Annotated in this window: 17 protein-coding genes and 1 tRNA gene; 6 read left to right on the forward strand and 12 right to left on the reverse strand. The window is 64.4% G+C overall.

Features of this window, described 5'->3' with window-relative positions:
• Nucleotides 1-107: 107 nt before the first annotated feature.
• From AUR_RS03380 to argS, 12 genes are all read right to left on the reverse strand, one after another.
• A complete protein-coding gene (locus AUR_RS03380) occupies nucleotides 108-1,220 on the reverse strand; it encodes an MraY family glycosyltransferase (RefSeq protein ID WP_062097168.1) in 1,113 nt (370 codons plus the stop codon).
• Between the two features lie 245 nt (nucleotides 1,221-1,465).
• Complete coding sequence (locus AUR_RS03385; RefSeq protein WP_062097170.1) at nucleotides 1,466-2,431, reverse strand: glycosyltransferase; 966 nt, start codon at nucleotides 2,429-2,431, stop codon at nucleotides 1,466-1,468.
• Nucleotides 2,431-3,216 (reverse strand): WecB/TagA/CpsF family glycosyltransferase, encoded by a 786-nt coding sequence (locus AUR_RS03390; protein ID WP_062097172.1) that lies wholly within the window; start codon nucleotides 3,214-3,216, stop codon nucleotides 2,431-2,433. The genes AUR_RS03385 and AUR_RS03390 overlap by 1 nt, the downstream gene beginning before the upstream one ends.
• A complete protein-coding gene (locus tag AUR_RS03395) occupies nucleotides 3,213-4,103 on the reverse strand; it encodes an L-threonylcarbamoyladenylate synthase (RefSeq protein WP_082694395.1) in 891 nt (296 codons plus the stop codon). The genes AUR_RS03390 and AUR_RS03395 overlap by 4 nt, the downstream gene beginning before the upstream one ends.
• Nucleotides 4,104-4,115: 12 nt before the next feature.
• The gene (gene prmC, locus AUR_RS03400; RefSeq protein ID WP_062097174.1) at nucleotides 4,116-4,988 is read right to left on the reverse strand and encodes a peptide chain release factor N(5)-glutamine methyltransferase; all 873 of its coding nucleotides are present in this window, start codon (nucleotides 4,986-4,988) and stop codon (nucleotides 4,116-4,118) included.
• 19 nt (nucleotides 4,989-5,007) lie between these two features.
• Nucleotides 5,008-6,081 (reverse strand): peptide chain release factor 1, encoded by a 1,074-nt coding sequence (gene prfA, locus AUR_RS03405; RefSeq protein WP_021471006.1) that lies wholly within the window; start codon nucleotides 6,079-6,081, stop codon nucleotides 5,008-5,010.
• A 211-nt stretch (nucleotides 6,082-6,292) separates the two neighbouring features.
• The gene (gene rho / locus AUR_RS03410) at nucleotides 6,293-8,422 is read right to left on the reverse strand and encodes a transcription termination factor Rho (RefSeq protein WP_062097176.1); all 2,130 of its coding nucleotides are present in this window, start codon (nucleotides 8,420-8,422) and stop codon (nucleotides 6,293-6,295) included.
• A gap of 309 nt (nucleotides 8,423-8,731) precedes the next feature.
• A complete protein-coding gene (thrB, locus tag AUR_RS03415; RefSeq protein WP_021471008.1) occupies nucleotides 8,732-9,706 on the reverse strand; it encodes a homoserine kinase in 975 nt (324 codons plus the stop codon).
• A 2-nt stretch (nucleotides 9,707-9,708) separates the two neighbouring features.
• On the reverse strand, nucleotides 9,709-10,812 hold the full coding sequence (gene thrC / locus AUR_RS03420) for a threonine synthase (protein ID WP_062097178.1): 1,104 nt from the start codon (nucleotides 10,810-10,812) through the stop codon (nucleotides 9,709-9,711).
• A complete protein-coding gene (locus tag AUR_RS03425; RefSeq protein ID WP_021471010.1) occupies nucleotides 10,813-12,129 on the reverse strand; it encodes a homoserine dehydrogenase in 1,317 nt (438 codons plus the stop codon).
• Entirely contained in the window at nucleotides 12,122-13,594 is a 1,473-nt protein-coding gene (gene lysA, locus AUR_RS03430; RefSeq protein WP_128397045.1) for a diaminopimelate decarboxylase, read from the reverse strand. The genes AUR_RS03425 and lysA overlap by 8 nt, the downstream gene beginning before the upstream one ends.
• A 3-nt stretch (nucleotides 13,595-13,597) precedes the next feature.
• On the reverse strand, nucleotides 13,598-15,247 hold the full coding sequence (gene argS / locus AUR_RS03435) for an arginine--tRNA ligase (protein ID WP_062097182.1): 1,650 nt from the start codon (nucleotides 15,245-15,247) through the stop codon (nucleotides 13,598-13,600).
• Between the two features lie 223 nt (nucleotides 15,248-15,470).
• Between argS and AUR_RS03440 the strand changes: the two genes are divergently transcribed.
• The 6 genes from AUR_RS03440 (at nucleotide 15,471) to AUR_RS03465 (ending at nucleotide 20,100) form a co-directional block, all read left to right on the forward strand.
• Entirely contained in the window at nucleotides 15,471-15,950 is a 480-nt protein-coding gene (locus tag AUR_RS03440) for an FMN-binding protein (RefSeq protein WP_062097189.1), read from the forward strand.
• Between the two features lie 5 nt (nucleotides 15,951-15,955).
• Nucleotides 15,956-16,828, forward strand: coding sequence for an FAD:protein FMN transferase (locus AUR_RS03445; RefSeq protein ID WP_128397046.1), 873 nt, complete (start codon nucleotides 15,956-15,958; stop codon nucleotides 16,826-16,828).
• A complete protein-coding gene (locus tag AUR_RS03450; protein WP_062097193.1) occupies nucleotides 16,825-18,324 on the forward strand; it encodes an FAD-dependent oxidoreductase in 1,500 nt (499 codons plus the stop codon). The genes AUR_RS03445 and AUR_RS03450 overlap by 4 nt, the downstream gene beginning before the upstream one ends.
• Before the next feature lie 81 nt (nucleotides 18,325-18,405).
• Nucleotides 18,406-18,478: transfer RNA gene (locus AUR_RS03455), tRNA-Arg, on the forward strand.
• A gap of 198 nt (nucleotides 18,479-18,676) precedes the next feature.
• Nucleotides 18,677-19,720, forward strand: a complete 1,044-nt coding sequence (locus AUR_RS03460; RefSeq protein WP_241650848.1) for a M4 family metallopeptidase — start codon at nucleotides 18,677-18,679, stop codon at nucleotides 19,718-19,720.
• 77 nt (nucleotides 19,721-19,797) lie between these two features.
• Entirely contained in the window at nucleotides 19,798-20,100 is a 303-nt protein-coding gene (locus tag AUR_RS03465; protein ID WP_062097195.1) for a protealysin inhibitor emfourin, read from the forward strand.
• The last annotated feature ends 6 nt before the right edge of the window (nucleotides 20,101-20,106 follow it).

Raw genomic sequence — 20,106 nt, forward strand, 5'->3', positions numbered from 1 at the left:
CCTTGTGGCAGGGAGCCAGATTCTCAAAGCGGGGATACGGGCGAGTGACTGTCCGCACCAAGAATTCTACATGAGATAGAACTTCGGCCCTAACCGGACGTCATGGACTACTCCCCCGGCCGGGCCGTATGACGGGTAAAGTAGGGCCACGCGGTAATGGCCGCCATGACCAGGGCCGCAACGATGTCCACGATCAGGACGATCTGCCAGGGAAAGACGGCGAATGCCACGCCGCCGAAAGCAAGAATGCAGGTCCAGACGTAAAGCATCACGACGGCGGTGCGGTGCGAGTAGCCGAGGTCCACCAGCTTGTGGTGGAGGTGCCCGCGGTCTGCAGACCACGGCGATTGGCCGCGGGCCGTCCTGCGCACCACGGCCATGCCGAAATCAAGCAGCGGCAATGACAGCACGGCGAACGGCAACAGGATCGGAATGATGGTCGGAATACCGTTGGCCCGGTCATAGAGGCCGGACTCGATCTGTCCGGTGGCCACGACGCCGGCAGAGGCCATCAGGAGCCCGATCAGCATCGCCCCGGAGTCGCCCATGAAGATCTTCGCCGGGAACCAGTTATGCGGGAGGAAGCCGATGCAGCTGCCCACCAGGATGGCCATCAGGAGCGTTGCCAGATCGGAGTTGTCGGTGGAGGGGTTGTTCCGGTGGACCCAGTACGCGGTGAGGAAGAAGGCGCCCCCGCCGATCGTCGCTACTCCGGCGGCAAGGCCGTCCAGTCCGTCGATGAAATTCACCGCGTTCATGGTGGTGACGATCAGTCCGGCCGTCAGGGCGATCTGGACGAGTTCGGACTGGATGAAGACCGGTTCCGGAATGAAGGGAACCACGGACATGCGGACGCCCCAGATGGCCACGATCAAAGCGGCCGCGGCCTGGCCCAGCAGCTTGATCCACCAGCGGATGTCCAGGATGTCATCGGCAACTCCGACCGCCACGATGACCACCGCGCCGGCCAGGATCCCCCACGGGGCATCGTTCTGCCGGAAAATGTCCTTGACGAAGAAGGAGTTACCGGCCACCACCAGGGCAGCGAAGAACCCCGCAAAAATCCCCAGGCCCCCCAGCTTGGAGATCAGCGCCGAGTGCATGTCCCTGCTGCGGATGGGCTGGTACAGGCGAAGCTTATTGCCCAGGACCCGCGCACCCCAGGTGCCCGCGTAGGCCACCACGGCAGCCGTGAGGGCCATCAGCAGGTACATAATCATGATGCGGCTCCGGAACGCAGCGTCATCGACGCCGGAAAATGGTGGGGTTCGGGGCAGCTCGGTGTGGGGATTGCTGTCTTTGGATAAATGGAACTACTCCGTCGCCATGCCTGCACCGGCTGTGCCGAATGTTGCTGGTTTTACGTGGACTCTAGTAGACGATACTAATGCCAACGGCTCCGGGCGTCGGCGTGACGCAGCCGGAACCTGGTGACTTTTCGGGGATCGCCCGCGGCGCTGTTCCCTTAGCGGGGGCCGCGCTGGAGGTCCTGTTGGACGTCCCGCAGCGGGTAGATTCCCGCAAGCACCGACGCGTTGGAGCGCGGCGGCCTGTAGCTGTCGCGAACGCCCTTGGCGAACCCGCCCAACAGCATCCTGCGGTTGGGCGATGACGCGATGGTGCGTGCCCAGTTGCGCAGCGAAGCTCCGGTGAACAAGACCTTCTCCCACGGAGTCAAGGCATTCGACCGGGTATAGACCCACAGCTTGTTCCGGACCTCGTAGTAGAAGCGGGGACCTGGATCTGCTCCGGCGTCCCCGAACACCTTGGTGTGATGGTTGGCCACGGACGCGCCGCTGGCGAGGGCCACGCCGTGCCGTGAGATGCGCGCCGTGAACTCAAGATCGTCATTCCAGATGAAGTAGTCCGCAATGGGCAGCCCGTGCCGCCTGATCTCTTCGGCCCGGATCAAGACGGAGACAAACGACGCACTGCGGATCTGCGTCGCCCCGACGCGGGATGCTGCGGCGCGCGCGGCTTCACTGGCACCGATGCGGGGCCGCATCCGGTTCATGGGATGGTCGCGACCGTCGGTCCAGACCACGCGGCTCGCGATGAAGGCAGGGAGTACTCCCGTCGCGGCGCCGTAGCCTTCGGAGACATCCAGGGCTTCCCGGAGTGCGTTGGCCTGCGGCTCAGTGTCGTCATCCATGATCCAGACGTGGTCCGCAGCGTGGTCGAGGACGGCGCGCTCCATGCCAACAACGAACCCTCCGGCGCCGCCGACGTTGCTGTTCAACGTCACAAGGTCCGTCTTCAAGGGCCCGCCGTAGGCGCGCAGGTATTCTGCGGTTCCGTCCGTCGAAGCATTGTCCACAATGACGACGACGTCGGGCACTTGGGTGCCGGCAGCGATACCCGCCAACGTTGTCTCAAGGAGCTCTCGCCGGTTATAGGTGACCACGACGGCCACCACAACGGGATTAGACATTACTTCCCTTCGCTCGGGGACGGTTGGAAGCGGCGGCGCAGCAAGATGCCTGCCAACTTCCACGGTTCGACAAATACGCGGTAGGCCACCCGTCCGGGATGCAGGACGAGCCGCCACGCCCACTCGAGCCCCAAGCGGCCCAGCCAGCGCGGCGCGAGCTTTTGAACACCCGCCACCTGTTCAATCGCCCCGCCCACCGCGCAGTACACGGCGGGGGGCAACTGGTGGAGCCTGCGATTGAGGACGCTTTCCTGCAGGGGCATCCCCAGCCCGAGGAGCACCAGCTGGGGACGGAAATCGCCAAGCCAGTCCACCACGGCAGTTTCGAGGGCATGGTCCCAGTCCTCCCCGGGCATGCCGTCGACAGTCGCCGTCGGAATGATCGAACGGATCCGCGCCACGGCTTTTGTATTGGCATCCCGTCCTGCTCCAACCACGGCGACGCGTTCAAGGTTGTTGACCCTGCCGAGCTCCGGAATCCAATCCATGGAACCCAGCCGATAGTCCATGCTCCGCTGTCCACGTGACTTCAAGTGCGGCCGGCGCGCCGCTCCCCAGAGCATCGCCACGGGCGCTCCGTCGAGCAGGACAACCGCGCTCCCGTCATAGAGCGTCCGGAAATCCTGGCGCGTGTGGAAAAGGGTGACGCTGTGCAGGTTGTGGCCGAGCACCGTGCTCGTAGTGCCGTCACTGATCAGGCCTTCAAGTGCTTGGACGACGTCATCCGCGCGCAGCGGTGTTGCGTCGACGTCGAGGACGGGGACGCGCTGACGGGCCGGGATCATTCGGACTTGGCTTCGCCGGCTGCATTGGACGGTGGCGCTACGTTCGCGGTGTCCGCTTCAGCGGATCCAGCGTCCGGCCGCGCTGCGTCCACGGGCGCTGCGTCTACGGGCTTTGCGTCCACAGGCGCTGCTTCTACGGGCTCTGCATCTGCAGGCGCCGCGTTTACAGGCTCCGCCTCCGGCGCCGTACTCCCGGCTTCTGCTTCGGCAGGCGACTCAGGTGCTGTTTCGCCGAAGCCCAGCACGGAAGGCACAATCTCCCGGAGGCTTTCCAGCGGGACGGCGCCTTGGCGCACCACCCGGAACGGCGTCCGGGTTGCGTCCACGATGGTGGACGGAACTGCGGCTGTGCCTTGGAGGGGCCGGAAGCCGCCTTCAAGGTAGACCTCAACGGACTCGGCCAGCTGCATTCGTGCCTCGGAAGCCGTCTGCGCTGCTTCCTGGCCAGTGCGGTTGGCCGATGAAACCGCCAAGGGACCCGTCAGCCCAAGCAACTTCAGGGCGAGCTCATCATCGGGCATCCTGAGGGCTACCGTGCCCTTGGTATCCCCGAGGTCCCAATCGAGGGAAGGCTGTGCGTGCAGGATAAGCGTCAGTCCGCCAGGCCAAAAAGCCTGCGCCAGCGCACGGGCGTCTGCCGGGACGTCGGTGGCCAGTCCGTCCAAGGCGTTGATCCTGGGTATCAGTACGGGCGGCGGCATCTGGCGGCTGCGGCCCTTGGAAGCAAGCAACATGGTCACAGCCAGGGGCGAGAAAGCGTCCGCTGCGATCCCGTAAACGGTGTCGGTCGGCAGGACGATGCACTTCTTCTCGCTGATGGCACGCTGTGCATGCTGAAGTCCCTCAGCCCGCTGGTCATCGGAAGTGCAATTGTAGGTTGTGGTCACAGCGCTATTCTTTCACTCTTCGGTGGCCGTCTTCGCCAGCACCGCGCTCGTGGCCCGTTCCTTGCCGTTGAGGTCGAAGTGCGTGGTGATGTCCTGCCACTTGCCGGCACGCCCCAACATGCCGGCTATCCACCCGGCTTGGACTTCGGCGTGTTCCATGACGAAGTACCCCCCTGGTTTCAGCAGGCGGGCCGCCGAGGCCGCTGCCGCCGTCGGAAGTTCCATGCCGTCCGCTCCCCCGCCGTACAGGGCCTCAGGGGGATCGTGCAACGCCACTTCCGGTTCATTCGGGATAGCTTCGGCGGGTATGTAGGGCGGATTGGAGACGACGACGTCAAAGGTTCCGTCATGTTCGACCAAGGCATCCCGCAGGTCTCCTTCAACGAGGATGACTCCCAAAGGCGCGAGGTTCCTTGCGGCCCAGGCAAAAGCCAAGTGGCTGAACTCCACCGCATGGACTTCCGAACCCGGCACTTCGTGTGCAATGGAGCCCGCGATGGCACCTGAGCCGGTGCCGAGGTCCGCTACTTTGGGACGGTCAAGTGAGGCGATCCGGTCGATGACCAGCTGCACCACGGATTCAGTCTCTGGCCGGGGAACAAATACGCCGGGGCCGACGTGCAGCTCCAGGTGCCGGAAATAGGCGACGCCGGTAATGTGCTGCAGCGGGACGCGCGAGGCACGTTCGGCCACCAGGGAGGCGTAGCCCTCGGGCGCCGGGGTGGTGCCCAACAGCATGGCCCGGAGCCGCCCCAAACCGACACCGAGCAGATGGTCGGCAAGCAATTCCGCGTCGACGCGCGGACTGGGGACTCCGGCATCGGCCAGAACGGCTGTGGCCTCGCGAACCGCGTCCGCGAGGCTCTGGCCAGGGTGAAACGACATGGTTACCTGCGTCCGGCTGCTATTCGCCGATGGCATCCAGGCGCGACTGTTCATCCATCTCAATGGCGGATTGGATGACCGGTTCCAAGTCACCGTTCATGACGGCGTCAAGGTTGTATGCCTTGTAGCCGGTGCGGTGGTCGGCAATGCGGTTTTCCGGGAAGTTATACGTACGGATGCGCTCGGAACGGTCCATGGTGCGGATCTGGGACTTGCGCTGTTCGGAGTTGGCAGCGTCGATTTGCTCCTGCTGGTGGGCCAGGAGGCGGGCACGGAGCACGCGCATGGCGGCTTCACGGTTCTGCAACTGCGATTTCTCGTTCTGCATGGCCACAACGATGCCCGTCGGCAAGTGGGTGATGCGGACAGCGGAGTCGGTGGTGTTGACCGACTGTCCACCCGGTCCGGACGAACGGTAAACGTCGATCTTGAGATCGTTTTGGTTGATCTCGATTTCCTCGGGCTCGTCCACTTCGGGAAGCACCAGGACACCGGCGGCGGACGTGTGGATGCGGCCCTGGGACTCCGTGACCGGAACACGCTGCACGCGGTGGACGCCGCCCTCGAACTTGAGGCGGGCAAAGACACCCTCAGCGGGATCGTTGGAGTTGCCCTTGATGGCCACGGAAACGTCCTTGTAGCCGCCCAGGTCCGATTCCGTGGCGGAAATCATTTCAGTCTTCCAGCCTCGGGATTCGGCGTAACGCATGTACATGCGCAGGAGGTCCCCGGCGAACAACGCTGCCTCGTCGCCGCCTTCACCGCCCTTTACTTCGAGGATGACGTTGCGGGCGTCGTCAGGATCGCGGGGAATCAGCAACCGGCGCAGCCGCTCCTGGGCCGCGGGGATCTGCTCCTCGATCTGGTCCACCTCGGCAGCAAAGTCGGGGTCCTCGGCAGCCATTTCCTTGGCCGCTTCGAGGTCATCATTGAGTCCGCGCCACTTGTTGTACGCCTCCACGATGCCCTGAAGCTGGGCAGACCGCCGCCCCAACTTACGGGCCAGCGACTGATCGGCGTAGACAGCAGGATCGCTCAACCGGGCCTGGATGGCAGCATGCTCATCCAGAAGTCCCTGTACGGACTCAAACATTCTCAAACCTCTTTCGACTTGTACAAGTCTAATAACTGCATCGTGTGGTCACTGACAGCCCATGGAGGGTGGGCCGAACGCAGACGAGCCGCTGATTCTGCTGCCCCGGGAGTGGCTTCGGGCCTGCCGGAGCCGGGCGGCTTGGGATCGAAGATCGCAAGCCGCCCGGCGAAGGGGCGGGGGCAGCAGTATCAGCGGCTCATTGGAGCAGCTATTTGTCGTTGTCCGACTTCGCTCCAAGCGTCGTCTTCTGGACCTGCATGAGGAACTCGACGTTGCTTTGCGTTTCCCGGATCTTGTTGGTCAGCAGTTCAAGGCTCTGCTGCTGTTCCAGGCCGGAGAGGACCCTGCGCAGCTTCCACATGATCTTGACCTCTTCCGGGGAGAGCAGGTTCTCTTCGCGGCGGGTACCGGAGGCGTTGACGTCCACGGCCGGGAAGATGCGCTTGTCAGCCAACTGGCGGGACAGGCGCAGTTCCATGTTGCCCGTGCCCTTGAACTCTTCGAAGATGACCTCGTCCATCTTGGAACCGGTTTCCACGAGGGCCGTTGCCAGGATGGTCAGCGAACCGCCGTTTTCGATGTTGCGGGCGGCGCCGAAGAAGCGCTTGGGCGGGTACAGGGCTGCGGAATCCACACCACCGGACAGGATGCGTCCGGAGGCCGGTGCTGCGAGGTTGTACGCACGTCCGAGTCGGGTCATGGAATCGAGGAGGACAACAACATCCATGCCCATTTCAACGAGGCGCTTGGCACGTTCGATCGAAAGTTCGGCGACCGTGGTGTGGTCGTCTGCAGGCCGGTCGAAGGTGGAGGCAATGACCTCACCCTTGACGGTGCGCTGCATGTCGGTGACTTCTTCAGGGCGTTCGTCAACCAGCACCATCATGAGGTGGACCTCAGGATTGTTGGTGGTGATGGCATTCGCGATGGACTGCAGGATCAGCGTCTTGCCGGCCTTGGGCGGGGAGACGATGAGGCCACGCTGGCCCTTGCCGATGGGAGCCACGAGGTCGATGACACGGGGGCCGATCTTCTTCGGGTCCGTTTCGAGGCGGAGTCGCTCCGAGGGGTAGAGCGGCACAAGCTTGGCGAATTCAACGCGGTCCTTGAGCTCCTCGGGAGTCTTGCCGTTTACCGACGTGACCCGGACCAGGGCGTTGAACTTCTGGCGGGACGACTGCTGGTTGCGGTCTTCGCCTTCGCGCGGCGCACGGATGGCACCGACCACGGCGTCGCCCTTACGCAGGTTGTACTTCTTGACCTGGGCGAGCGATACGTAAACATCGTTGGCTCCCGGAAGGTAGCCGGAGGTGCGGATGAACGCGTAGTTCTCCAGGACGTCCAGGATGCCTGCGACGGGCAGCAGCACGTCGTCTTCAGTGACCTCGACGTCGTCTACGTCCGGTCCCTGGGAACGTCCGCGGCGGCGCTCATTGCGGTCACGGAAGCGTTCGCTGCGGCTGTTGCCGTCGCGGCTGTCCTGGCCTCGGCGGTCGTTCTGCTCGTTGCGGTCGCGACGGTTGCGGCGGTTACGGCGGTTGCCGCCGTCTTCGCCGTCGTTGTCGTCACGGCGGTTGCGGGAGTTGTCGCGGCGTTCACGCTGCGGCTGTTCACCGGCTTCAGCCTGTTCGCGCTGCTCGGCACGGCCTTCACGCTGGTCGGCGCGGCTTTCGCGGCCTTCACGCTCAGTGCGCTGTTCAGCGGACCGCTGCTCGGCCTGCTGCTCCGTACGCGGTTCGGCAGCGGGTGCCTCTGCCGCCTCGGCTGCAGCGGCGGCTTCACCACGACGGCGATTGCGGGTGCGGGGCTGACGGCGCTCGGCAGGAGCTTCCGCGGTTTCGGCCGCAGGAGCGGCCGTTTCTTCGGTACGTGCGGCTTCAGCGGCGGGAGCCGATCCAGCCTCTGCCGTTGCCGCAGCGGCGGCTTCGGCCGCAGCCACGACGCCATCGCTGCTTGCCCGGCGGCTGCGTCCACGTCCGCGTCGCGGTGCTTCCTGGGGAGCTGCTTCGCCGGCGGTTTCGACTGCGGGAGCCGACTTTTCCGGCTGCTGCTCAACGGCAGGAGCTTCCTTGGGGGCAGCTGCAGCGCTTCCCTTCGACGGTGCCTTGGCAGGCGCCTTGGTGGCTGGCGTGCCGGCACGGTGGGCGGAAATTGCGTTGACAAGGTCACCCTTGCGCATCCGTGATCCCCCGGAAATGCCCAACTGGCTGGCAAGAGCCTGGAGTTGGGCGAGCTTCAAGCCGGCAAGGCCGCTGCTCTTGGTGGTTGCGGCCGTTGACGACTCGGCAGCAGAAGATGTGGTGTCCACAGCTGAAGCCAGCTCAGTGGTTTCTGTCACGAAGGATCCTTCCCCCTCGACGGCGTCCGGAGCGAGAGCCGGACGCGATGATTTGTTCCGGGCTGCAGTTCAGATCTGCAGCCTATGGTTTCGGCCGTGCCTGATGGATTGTGGCCAACAGGGCCGGATACTGATCGTCTTCACTGGATCCAGTTGCCCGGACAACCGGCTGACTTAATCAGGGAACAGAGAGAGTTCTGCGGCACCTGAGACAGGCCGGAAAGAGACGGCACCGCCAGACGTTGGTGCAGTTGACGAAAGGGTACGGCGATACTGCCGAGATCCAAAATCAGGGAACTGCCCGCGGCTTTACCGCCGGTGCACTTCCACTCTAGCACCTTCAACGTCCACAGCCAGCGTCATCACGCGCCAAGCAACGTCGGGTGTGTTGGCCGAAGTAAAGGCGTCGATGTGGGCGGTGACTGCTGCGGCCTCGGCCTCGCCGTTGGCGAGCACCATGACAGTGGGTCCTGCACCGGACACGACGGCGGCGAACCCGGCTGAGCGCAAGGAGGAAATCAGGTTGGCGCTCGGACGCATTGCCTCCGCCCGGTAGCTCTGGTGGAGGTAATCCTCAGTACCCGGGAGCAGCAGCTCCGGCTTGCTGGTCAGGGCATGGACCAGCAACGCTGCCCGTCCCGAGTTCATGGCTGCGGCATGGTGGCCCACCGAGGCGGGAAGAAGGCCACGCGCAGTTTCGGTGGAGAGCTCAAAATCCGGAACGGCCACGACGGGAACCACTGATGCCGCGACGTCCGCGCGCGTGCTGCTGTACTGCTCGCTGTCCTGCCATGACAGCGCCAACCCGCCGAAAATTGCGGGTGCGACGTTGTCAGGGTGGCCTTCAATCTCGCTGGTCAACTGCAGGATCCAGTCACGGTCCTGGCGGGCCTCGTCCGGAACCATGGCGTTGGCAGCGGTCACGGCAGCAACCACGGCGGAGGCGGAAGAACCCAGGCCACGGCCATGCGGGTTGACGTTCTCGGCAATGATCTTCAACCCGTTGCGCTGGAACCCGAGCCGGTCCAGGGCCAGGTCGATGGCGCGGACCACCAAGTGGGAGGAGTCCCGGGGAAGTGTTTCCGCTCCCTCTCCGGAGAGCTCGAACTCGAGCTCTCCGGAGGAAAGGGTTTCCACGGTCAGGGTGTCGTAGATGGACAAGGCCAGGCCGAGGCTGTCGTAGCCGGGGCCAAGGTTGGCACTCGTACCGGGCACCCTGACCGTCAGGCGCTGGCCGGCCGCGACCTCTGTTCGATCAGTCGCGGTGGGCTGCGTTGTTTCCACTCTTACTTTTCTTCCAGTCCCAGTTCTGCTGCAACAGTGACGACGTCGTTGGGCACCTTGACCGGCTGGACATCGCTGCCGTCCCCGGTACGCAGGGCCCACTGCGGGTCCTTCAGGCCGTGGCCGGTGACGGTGATGACGATCTTGTTGCCGGACGGCACCTCACCTGCGGCGTGCTTCTTGATCAGGCCGGCGACGCCTGCGGCCGAGCCGGGTTCAACGAAGACGCCTTCCTTGGACGAGAGCCAACGGTGGGCGGCGAGGATTTCCTCGTCCGTCACGGCCTCGATCAAGCCGCCCGATTCGTCGCGGGCCGCAACAGCGGTTTCCCACGAGGCCGGATTGCCGATGCGGATGGCCGTGGCAATGGTGTCCGGCTCGGTGATGGGATGGCCGGCGACGAAGGGGGCGGCACCGGCAGCCTGGAAGCCCCACATGGCAGGGGTCTTGGTAGAGACTGCGGCCAGCGTGCCGTTGGGGGTCTCGAAGGGGGCGGAGTACTCCTTGTAGCCCTTCCAGTAAGCACTAATGTTGCCGGCGTTGCCTACGGGCAGGACGTGGATGTCCGGTGCGTCGCCCAAGGAGTCCACCACTTCGAAAGCACCGGTCTTCTGGCCCTGGATACGGGCAGGGTTCACCGAATTCACCAGGAACACCGGGTAGGACTCGCCCAGTTTCCGTGCGATGTCCAGGCAGTTGTCAAAGTTGCCGTCAACCTGCAGCAGCGTGGCACCGTGGGCGATGGCCTGGCTCAGCTTGCCCATGGAAATCTTGCCCTCGGGAACCAGGACAGCGCACTTGAGGCCGGCGGCCGTAGCGTAGGCAGCTGCCGAAGCGGAGGTGTTGCCGGTGGAAGCACACACAACGGCCTTGGCCCCGGCCTCTACCGCAGCCGTCATGGCCATGGTCATGCCACGGTCCTTGAAGGAGCCGGTGGGGTTCATGCCTTCGACCTTGAGGTAGACCTCGGAGCCGGTGAGCTCGGAAAGCTTCTGCGCGTGGACAAGCGGCGTACCGCCCTCGCCGAGGGTAATGACCTTCGTGGCTTCCGTTACAGGCAAACGATCAGCGTATTCGCGGATTACTCCGCGCCATTGGTGAGCCACTTAGACCCCTTCTACCCGCAGTACGGATGTCACAGAATTGATAACGTCAAGGCCCTTCACGGCCTCGACGGTTGCTGCAAGTGCAGCTTCGGATGCACGGTGCGTCACGATCTTCAGCTCAGCCGACTCCACAGCGGACGAAGCGTCCCGGTGGATCGTCTGGCGCATGATCTCGATGGAGACGCCGTTCTCCGCGAAAATGTGGGCGATGCGGGCCAGGACCCCGGGTTGGTCGGCGACGTCGAGGCCAATGTAATAGCTGGTAGTCGAGGCTTCCACGGGAAGGGGCTGGACGTAACCGGTTGTCGTCTCCGTGCGGCCCGGGCCGCCCAGGACGAGGCGGCGCGCGGCCGACACGAGGTCGCCCAGTACGGCGGAGGCGGTTGGCGTTCCGCCCGCCCCCTGGCCGTAGAACATCAGCTCTCCAGCGTTTTCAGCCTCGATGAATACCGCATTGAAGGCACCGCGGACGGCTGCCAGCGGATGCTCGCGCGGCAGCAGCGTGGGGTGCACGCGCACTGAGATGCCGCTGCCGTTGTCCGGGGACTCGATTTTTTCGGCGATGGCCAGGAGCTTGATGACAAAGCCGGCTTCCTTGGCGGAGGCGATGTCCGAGGCCGTGACCTTGGTGATGCCTTCGCAATAGACGTCGTCCAGCGAGAAGCGGGTGTGGAAGGACAACGATGCAAGGATCGCGGCCTTCGCGGCAGCGTCATGCCCTTCGACGTCGGCCGTGGGATCGGCCTCGGCGTAGCCAAGGCGCTGGGCCTCGGCCAAGGCGTCGGCGAACTGGGCACCCGTGGTGTCCATCTGGTCCAGGATGAAGTTGGTGGTGCCGTTGACGATGCCCAGGACGCGCGTGATGCGATCGCCGGAAAGGCTGTCCCGGATGGGGCGCAGGATGGGGATGGCTCCGGCCACGGCGGCCTCATAGGAAAGCTGGACGCCTGCCTTGTCCGCTTCTTCGTACAGCGTAGGTCCGTCCTGCGCCAGGAGTGCCTTGTTGCCGGTCACGACGCAGGCACCGTTGCGGACGGCAGTCAGGATCAGCGAGCGGGCAGGCTCAATCCCGCCCATGAGTTCAATGACAAGGTCCGCGTCCTTGACGAGGGTCTCTGCGTCGGTTGTGAAGAGCTCCCTCGGCAACTCGACGTCGCGCGGGGTATCGATGTTCCGCACGGCAATACCGGACAGTTCCAGTCGGGCGCCGCTGCGGGCGGCGAGGGCGTCGGCGTCGTCAATAAGAATCCGCGCGACCTGGGCCCCCACGTTGCCACAGCCCAGCAGGGCCACCTTCAGGTTTCGCACTTCAGACATTCGCCACTCCCATGTCGCGGTTCAAGAGATCTTCTTCGGTTTCCCCGCGGACAATCAGCCTGGCGGCTCCATCGCGCACTGCGACGACGCCCGGCCGGGCAAGGTAGTTGTAGTTGCTGGAGAGGGCCCAGCAGTAGGCGCCGGTACCCGGTACTGCGAGCAAATCACCGGCTGCCACGTCCGCGGGCAGATATACATCTCTAACAACTATGTCGCCGCTCTCGCAATGTTTGCCCACTACGCGGGACAGCTGCGGCTCCTCCACAGAGCCGCGGGACGCCAAAACTGCCGAATAATCCGCGTCGTACAGCACCGGGCGGGGGTTGTCGCTCATGCCCCCGTCCACCGACACATAGCGGCGCGGATACGTAACGTTTCCGTCCCCGTCCTGGCCGTTTCCGGAATCGACCCGGACGGTTTTGAGCGTACCCACCTCGTACAGGGTGAAGGTTGTGCTGCCAACGATGGCCCGGCCAGGCTCGATGGAAATCCGCGGGGCTTCCATGCCGAGTTCGGCACACGTAGCGCGGACGACGGCGGCCATTGCCTCTGCGATCTCCGCCGCGGGCCGCGGGGTGTCCACGGGCGTGTAGGCGATTCCGTAACCGCCGCCAAGATCAAGTTCAGGCATGACAATGCCGTACTTGCCCTGCATGGCGGCCTGGAAGGCGAGCAGCTTCTGCGCCGCCAGGGCGAATCCGTCCGGTTCGAAGATCTGCGAACCGATGTGGCAGTGCAGGCCCAGCAGCTCAATGCCGGGAGCGGAGTCCGCAGCGGCGACTGCTTCTTCCGCCGCAGACAGCCCTGCTTCACCGGTGGTGTCCCCGGCCATCGACAAGCCGAATTTCTGGTCTTCGTGGGCCGTGGCAATGAACTCGTGCGTGTGTGCGTGCACCCCGGGAGTGAGTCGCAGCATGATTTTGGCTGCTTCTCCGCGTCCGGAGGCAATCCGCGCGATCCGCTGGAGTTCATCGAGGCTGTCCACCACGATGCGGCCAACCTTCATGTCCAGCGCGCGGTTGATCTCGGTGTCGGATTTGTTGTTGCCGTGCAGGCTCAACTTGCTGCCGGGAATCCCGGCCCTGGCAGCAACCGCCAGTTCACCGCCGGAGCAGGTATCCAGGCGGAGGCCCTCCTCCGCAACCCACTGGGCAACGGCCGTGCACAGGAAGGACTTGCCGGCATAGTAAACGTCCACTCCCCCGCAAATGTCTGCGAAAGCCGCATCGAAGGCGTCCTTGAACCCGCGTGCGCGAACGCGGAAGTCCGTTTCGCTCATGACGAAGAGCGGTGTGCCGAACTGTTCCTTCAGTTCGCTGACGGTAATACCGTCAATGGCAACCTCGCCTTCCGCAGTACGGTCGACGCCCGCCGCCCACAGGGGTGCCTGCAGGGCGTTCAGGTCCTCCGGCACGGCGAGCCACTCCGGAGCAAGCGGGGACGCGTGTGAAGCCTTGGTGGTCATCGCTTACATCCGTTCCGGCGCCGAAACGCCCAGCAGTTCGAGTCCGTTGGCCAGCACCTGGCTCGTGGCGTCATTGAGCCACAAACGGGTGCGGTTGACGTCCTGTACGGGTTCCTCGCCCTGCGGCGAGACGCGGCAGGCGTCGTACCAGCGGTGATAGGCGCCGGCAATAACTTCGAGGTGGCGTGCTACGCGGTGGGGTTCGCGCAACTCGGCTGCCTTGGCAACGATCGAAGGGTAGCTGCCAAGGTAGGAGAGCAACTCGTTCTCGGTCGCGTGGTCCAGCAGCGAGGCATCGAAAACGGACCGGTCAACGCCCGCCTCGGCTGCGTTCCTGGCTGTTCCACGGGAACGGGCGTGCGCGTACTGGACGTAGAACACGGGGTTCTCATTGCTGTTCTTCTTGAGCAACTCCGGATCAAGCGTCAGCGGCGAATCGGCAGGGAACCGGGCCAGCGAGTAGCGGACTGCGTCCTTTCCAAGCCAGGAAATAAGGTCCTTAAGTTCGATGATGTTGCCTGCACGCTTGGACAGCTTGGCGCCGTTGACCGATACCAACTGGCCGATCAGGACCTCGATGTTGGTGTCGGGATTGTCCCCTGCGCAGGCGGCAATGGCCTTCAGGCGGTTGATGTAGCCGTGGTGGTCCGCACCCAGGAGGTAGATCTTCTCAATGAAGCCGCGGTCCTTCTTGGAGAGGTAGTAGGCGGCGTCGGCAGCGAAGTACGTGGGTTCCCCGTTGGCGCGGATCATGACACGGTCCTTATCATCGCCGAAGTCAGTGGTCCGCAGCCACACCGCACCGCCGTCGTCGAACACATGGCCCTGCTCGCGGAGGCGCGCGACGGCAGCTTCGATCGCACCGACGTCGTGGAGGTCCTTCTCGGAGAAGTAGACATCGAACTCCACGCCGAAATCGGCAAGGGTGCTCTTGATGTCAGCCATCTGGGCCTCGTAGGCGGCCGCCCGGATAACGGGCAGTGCGGCCTCGTCCGTGAGCTCCCTGATTCCCGGGTGCGCCTTCAGAACTTCGTCGCCAAGTTCCCGGATGTACTCGCCCGGGTAACCGCCGTCCGGCACGTCCCTGCCGTGGAGGCGGGACAGCACGGAATGGGCGAAGACGTTCATCTGCGAGCCGGCGTCGTTGATGTAGTACTCAGCCGTCACATCCGCTCCGGACGCGCGCAGGACACGGGCAATCGAATCACCGAGGGCGGCCCAGCGGGTGTGCCCGATGTGCAGGGGGCCTGTGGGGTTGGCGGAAACGAATTCCATGTTGATGACATGGCCTGCGAGCGCCTTGTTGGTGCCGTATTCGGCACCGGCCTCAACGATGGCCTTCGCCAAAACTCCCGCCGCAGCGGCGTCCACTGTGATGTTCAGGAACCCCGGGCCCGCGATTTCCACCGCTGTTACGCCCGGAATCTCAGTCAGCCTGCGGCTCAGGAGCCCGGCAAATTCGCGGGGATTCGTGCCGGCCTTCTTGGCAAGTTGCAGGGCGATGTTGGTGGCCCAGTCTCCGTGATCCCGGTTCTTGGGTCGCTCCACCCTGACGTCATCGGGGACGGCGGATTCGGGCAGTGCGATTTCACCGGCGGCAACAGCGTCCTTCAGGCAAGTGGATATGGCAGCAGAGAGTTCTTCGGGAGTCACGCATCTAGCCTACCGGGGGCCCGCAAAGTCGCGGAATTCGAGGGCGCTTATGTGGGCAACCCGACGCACAGCCGCTACACAGTTCCTTCAGGGCGGCGGCACAACGTGAACCATTACGCTGATTTCGACGTTGTTGAAACCGTAGGCACGTGGCCTTTTGGGTCACCCAGCAGCACGAGCGGTCCCGCGAATCCAGAACTTGTCCACACGAAATGAGCAGACCATGACCACGCCCCTCCGCAAGACCATCTACGTCGGCCTGGCCGGTATCTCAATCGCAGGCACGGCAGCGGCCTGCGCCCCGGCCACCGAAGCGCCCGCCCAGACTCCGGCCACCCAGAACGGCGGACAGGCCGGCACGCCAGCTCCTTCGGGTTCCGGTGGCAGCTCCGCGGGCACTGCCGGTTCACCCTATAAGGACGGCACGTACAAGGCCGACGGGACGTACACCTCCCCCAACGGACAGGAAACGGTGGGTGTGGAGCTGACCCTTGCAGGAGGCAAAGTCTCTGCTGTCAACATCACGGAGCATCCGTCCAACCCCAACACCAGGAAGTTCCAGGGTGAATTCGCCGGCGGGATTGCCGCTCAGATTGTCGGCAAGGACATTGACAAGCTCAACGTTTCAAAAGTGGCCGGTTCGTCCCTGACCTCCGGGGGATTCAACGACGCCGTCCAGCAAATCAAGTCCCAGGCCAAGTAGGGGCCATGCCACACCCTGGCTGGAGCGTTTTCCGCTTTGAGGGGATCGGCACCTCGTGGGAGATTGCTACGCCGGATCATCTGCCGGAGCAGCTCAGGGACGAATTACTGGAAACCGTCGCCGTTTATGACCGGACATATTCGAGGTTCCGTGCGGACTCGCTTGTGTCGCAACTCGCACAGGCCCCCGGCACCATCGCCCTCCCCCGGCATGCCGCCGGGCTTCGTGACCTGTACTCGGAGCTCTATCGTCTCAGCCGCGGTGCCATGACTCCCCTCATCGGTCCCAGCCTGGAACGCCTGGGCTATGGCGCCGGCTACAGCCTGGTTCCTTCCGGGAGTCCCGTTGCCGCCCGTGGTTGGGAGGAACTCCTGGAATGGAATGCAACCTCGCTGACCGCCAAGGAACCGGTCATCCTGGATATCGGTGCGGCGGGAAAGGGACAGCTGGTTGATCTCCTGGCCGGGGTCCTGCGTTCTCATGGCCGCACCGATTTCCTGGTCGATGGAAGCGGCGACATGCTGCACGGCGGAAGCCGGCCCGTGACAGTGGCGCTTGAGCATCCATACAACCCCAGGCAGGCGATCGGCACCGTGGAACTGGACAATGCCGCCCTTTGCGCCTCGGCTGCCAACCGCAGGGCTTGGGGGGACGGACTGCACCACGTCCTCGACGGAAGAACGGGGCAACCCATCAGGACCATCGTTGCTTCCTGGACCATCGCAGCAACGGCCATGGAGGCTGATGCGCTGGCCACGGCGCTCTTCATGGTGGAACCGGGCACACTCGAGGATTCCTTCGACTTCGAATGGCTCCGTGTGTTCTCCACCGGGAGTGCCACGTTTTCACCCGGTTTCGAGGGGAGACTGTTCACATGAACACCATGAAGGCCCGTTTGGACACCTGGCTGGGCCGCTTCACCATGTACCGCCTGATCCTGTGGGTCCTGGGAACCCTGGTGGCGTACAGCCTCCTGTTGAACGTGCTGGGATGGTTGACCTTCGGCCTTCCGCAGATGCTGGTGCACCTGGTGCTGTGCCTGGCCCTGAGCTACGGCTCCAGCCGCCTGCTCGCGCTCCTTTTCCGGACGAAGGCCCATCCGGATTCCTCCCTCATTACCGGGCTGCTGATCTACTTCCTTTTCTGGCCAACGTTCGTCCCCACGGACATGGCCGGTGTTGCGCTCGCCTGCGTGCTGGCCAGCGCGTCCAAGTTCGCCCTGGCGTTCCGGGGGCGGCACATCTTCAACCCGGCAGCCGCAGGTGCGTTCCTCACCGGGCTGACCGGACTGAATATCGCCACGTGGTGGGCGGCAACCCCGGCGATGCTCTGGCTCTTGGTTCCGGGAGTCCTGGCTGTTCTGTACCGCATCCGGAAATTGTTAATGGCCGGCGTTTTCATGGTGGTGGCAACAGGCGTCGTGTTTGCGGAATTGGTGAGCCGCAGCATGACCGTCGGTCAGGCGTTGTGGCAACCCCTGGCGCAACGGCCCCTGCTGTTCTTTGCCGGTTTCATGCTCTCCGAGCCGCTCACGCTGCCCCCGCGCCGGTGGCAGCAACTCGGCCTCGCCGCCGTCGTCGGGATTGTTTTCGCTGTGCCTTACAACCTTGGTTTCGTGGCCAACTCTCCGGAACTGGCGCTGCTGTTGGGTAACCTCGCAGCTTTCTTCCTCGGCCAGCGGGGCCGCGTGGAACTGGTGTTCAAGGGTTCCAAACCGCTGACTCCGGGCACCACCGAGTTCCGTTTCGAGCCGCAACGTCCCGTCCGGTACGCCGCAGGCCAGTTCATGGAGCTGAACCTCCCGCATCCGGACCGCAATGGGAAGGGCATGCGTCGGGTCTTCAGCATCACGAGCCCTCCCGGGGCGCCTGAAGTAACGTTCGGCGTTGGCACCGGAGAACCGCTGTCCCCGGCCAAGAAGACGCTGCTGGGCCTGCAGCCCGGCGACACGGTGGGCGCCACCGCCGTCGGCGGCGATTTCCTGCTGCCGCGCGACCCGGGAGCCCCGGTCCTCCTGATCGCGGCGGGCATCGGGATCACCCCTTTCCTGTCCCAGCTGGCGTCCGGCGGGGAGCGGGATACCGTGGTGCTGTATTTGGCCCGGAGCCGCGCCGAGCTGGCCGCCTGTGAACAGTTGGAAAAGTCCGGGGCCCGGGTGGTTGCGCGGCTTGCGGACGGTTCGGCTCCGCCGGAGTTCATGGACGACGCCGGTACGCCCCGCATCGACGCAAGGCGCCTTCAGGAGCTGGTTCCGGATATCCGGGACCGCGCCGTCTATATTTCCGGCTCCCCGAAGAACGTCCAGGACCTGCGGGCGGTGGCCCGGGCAGCAGGGGCCAGGAAGATCCACGTGGATTCCTTTGCCGGATACTGAGGCCGGGCGGCGGTTTTCCTTTGCGACGCGCGTACTGCTAAGCTCTAGGACGTCCCACCGGCAACGGAGGGAACCCCGGTTGCCCTCGTAGCTCAGGGGATAGAGCGTCTGCCTCCGGAGCAGAAGGCCGTAGGTTCGAATCCTATCGAGGGCACAATCAATACCCCGCCAGTGCAGCTGGCGGGGTATTTTTTCTTTTCCCGCGGTGATCCCCGGCGGAAGACAACCCGGGTGGCCGCTATCACTTCAAGGCTTGCCGGAGCGCACCCGAAGAAAATGTCAGCGCCCGAACCTAGGCTGATCACAGTAGCCAACCGCCTCGCGCGGGCCGCTGACAACAAAGGGGTATACCGTGATCTGTTCCATCGTCCCTCCTTACCTGCTTAGGCGCCTTGCGGCCCAGGATGAACCGCGGCTGCGTGCCGTAGCTGTGGCAGCCAAGGAATCCCTGCTGCACATCAAGGAGCTGCAGGCAGTCAGGTCGGCGCCCGCGCCCGCAGCCCGCCCGGCGGCCCGGCAAGCCCGCCCGGGTGGTCCCCACCGGACGATCTACGATGCCCAAGGGGTGGAGCAGCTGCCGGGAAAGCTGGTCCGAAAGGAAGGCGCTGCCGCCACCGGCGATGTAGCGGCGGACGAAGCCTATGAGGGCCTGGGCAGCACGTACAGCCTTTATGCGGACGTCTTTGGCCGGGACTCAATCGACGGCGCAGGGCTCCCACTGGACGCCACTGTCCATTACGGGAGGCTGTATGACAACGCCTTCTGGGACGGGCAGCAGATGGTTTTCGGCGACGGTGACGGGGAGGTTTTCCAGCGTTTCACCAAGTCCCTCAGCGTCATCGGACACGAACTGGCCCACGGCGTCACCCAGTTCACCGCGGGTTTGGCCTACCGCAACCAGGCCGGTGCCCTGAACGAGTCCATGTCGGATGTCTTCGGGGTCCTGGTGGAACAGTACTTCAAGAAGCAAAGCGCTTCGGAAGCCAACTGGTTGATCGGCGAGGGCCTGTTCACCAACCACGTACAGGGCGTCGCGCTGCGGTCCATGAAGGCTCCCGGCACGGCATACGATGACGACGTTCTGGGCAAGGATCCGCAACCCGATTCCATGGACACCTACGTCCGCACCAGCGCGGACAACGGCGGGGTTCACATCAATTCGGGCATTCCCAACAAGGCGTTCTACGTGGTCGCTTCGGAGCTCGGCGGCAACGCCTGGGAGGCTCCGGGCCAGATCTGGTACGGGACCCTGACCAGCGGCACCCTGCCACCTGCCTGCACCTTCGGCAAGTTCGCACGGACCACGCTGGCAACGGCGGAGGAACTGTTCGGTGCGGGGTCGGCGGAGCATGACGCCGTCCGCAAGGCGTGGGACACTGTGAAGGTCAGGGTTTAGCCCAGTCGGCGGGACTTCCATCCTTGCGGCAGTCTTGCCTGGGCAACCACCGGACCGTGGAGCAGGATCAGCCGGACATGAAGATAACCGTCCAACGCAGTGGGGGCATTGCAGCCATGACCCGCGTCTGGAGCGTGAACGCGGCCTCCCCCGACCAGAAGGAACGCTGGCTCCCGATCGTGGAAGCCTGCCCGTGGGAAGAAGCCAAGAGCCGGGCACTGACAAGCAACGAACCCGACCGCTTCATGTACTCAATCCGCGCGGGCCAACACCGCGCCACCCTGCCGGAGGGCGCTGTCACCGGCCCCTGGCAGGAACTGGTGGAATGCGCCAAGGCGGAGGGCTCCGAGTCCACGGGGCACCGGGGTACCCGCCGCTGAATCAGT

It is taken from the genome of Paenarthrobacter ureafaciens (genome assembly GCF_004028095.1).
Classification (GTDB): Bacteria; Actinomycetota; Actinomycetes; order Actinomycetales; family Micrococcaceae; genus Arthrobacter; species Arthrobacter ureafaciens.

Coding starts and splice junctions, on each gene's coding strand:
- AUR_RS03440 (WP_062097189.1), top strand. CDS start 15,471: ATGACCACGCCCCTCCGCAAGACCATCTACGTCGGCCTGGCCGGTATC.
- AUR_RS03385 (WP_062097170.1), bottom strand. CDS start 2,431: ATGTCTAATCCCGTTGTGGTGGCCGTCGTGGTCACCTATAACCGGCGA.
- lysA (WP_128397045.1), bottom strand. CDS start 13,594: ATGACCACCAAGGCTTCACACGCGTCCCCGCTTGCTCCGGAGTGGCTC.
- prfA (WP_021471006.1), bottom strand. CDS start 6,081: ATGTTTGAGTCCGTACAGGGACTTCTGGATGAGCATGCTGCCATCCAG.
- AUR_RS03450 (WP_062097193.1), top strand. CDS start 16,825: ATGAACACCATGAAGGCCCGTTTGGACACCTGGCTGGGCCGCTTCACC.
- prmC (WP_062097174.1), bottom strand. CDS start 4,988: ATGTCGTTTCACCCTGGCCAGAGCCTCGCGGACGCGGTTCGCGAGGCC.
- AUR_RS03390 (WP_062097172.1), bottom strand. CDS start 3,216: ATGATCCCGGCCCGTCAGCGCGTCCCCGTCCTCGACGTCGACGCAACA.
- AUR_RS03445 (WP_128397046.1), top strand. CDS start 15,956: ATGCCACACCCTGGCTGGAGCGTTTTCCGCTTTGAGGGGATCGGCACC.
- AUR_RS03425 (WP_021471010.1), bottom strand. CDS start 12,129: ATGTCTGAAGTGCGAAACCTGAAGGTGGCCCTGCTGGGCTGTGGCAAC.
- AUR_RS03465 (WP_062097195.1), top strand. CDS start 19,798: ATGAAGATAACCGTCCAACGCAGTGGGGGCATTGCAGCCATGACCCGC.
- AUR_RS03380 (WP_062097168.1), bottom strand. CDS start 1,220: ATGATTATGTACCTGCTGATGGCCCTCACGGCTGCCGTGGTGGCCTAC.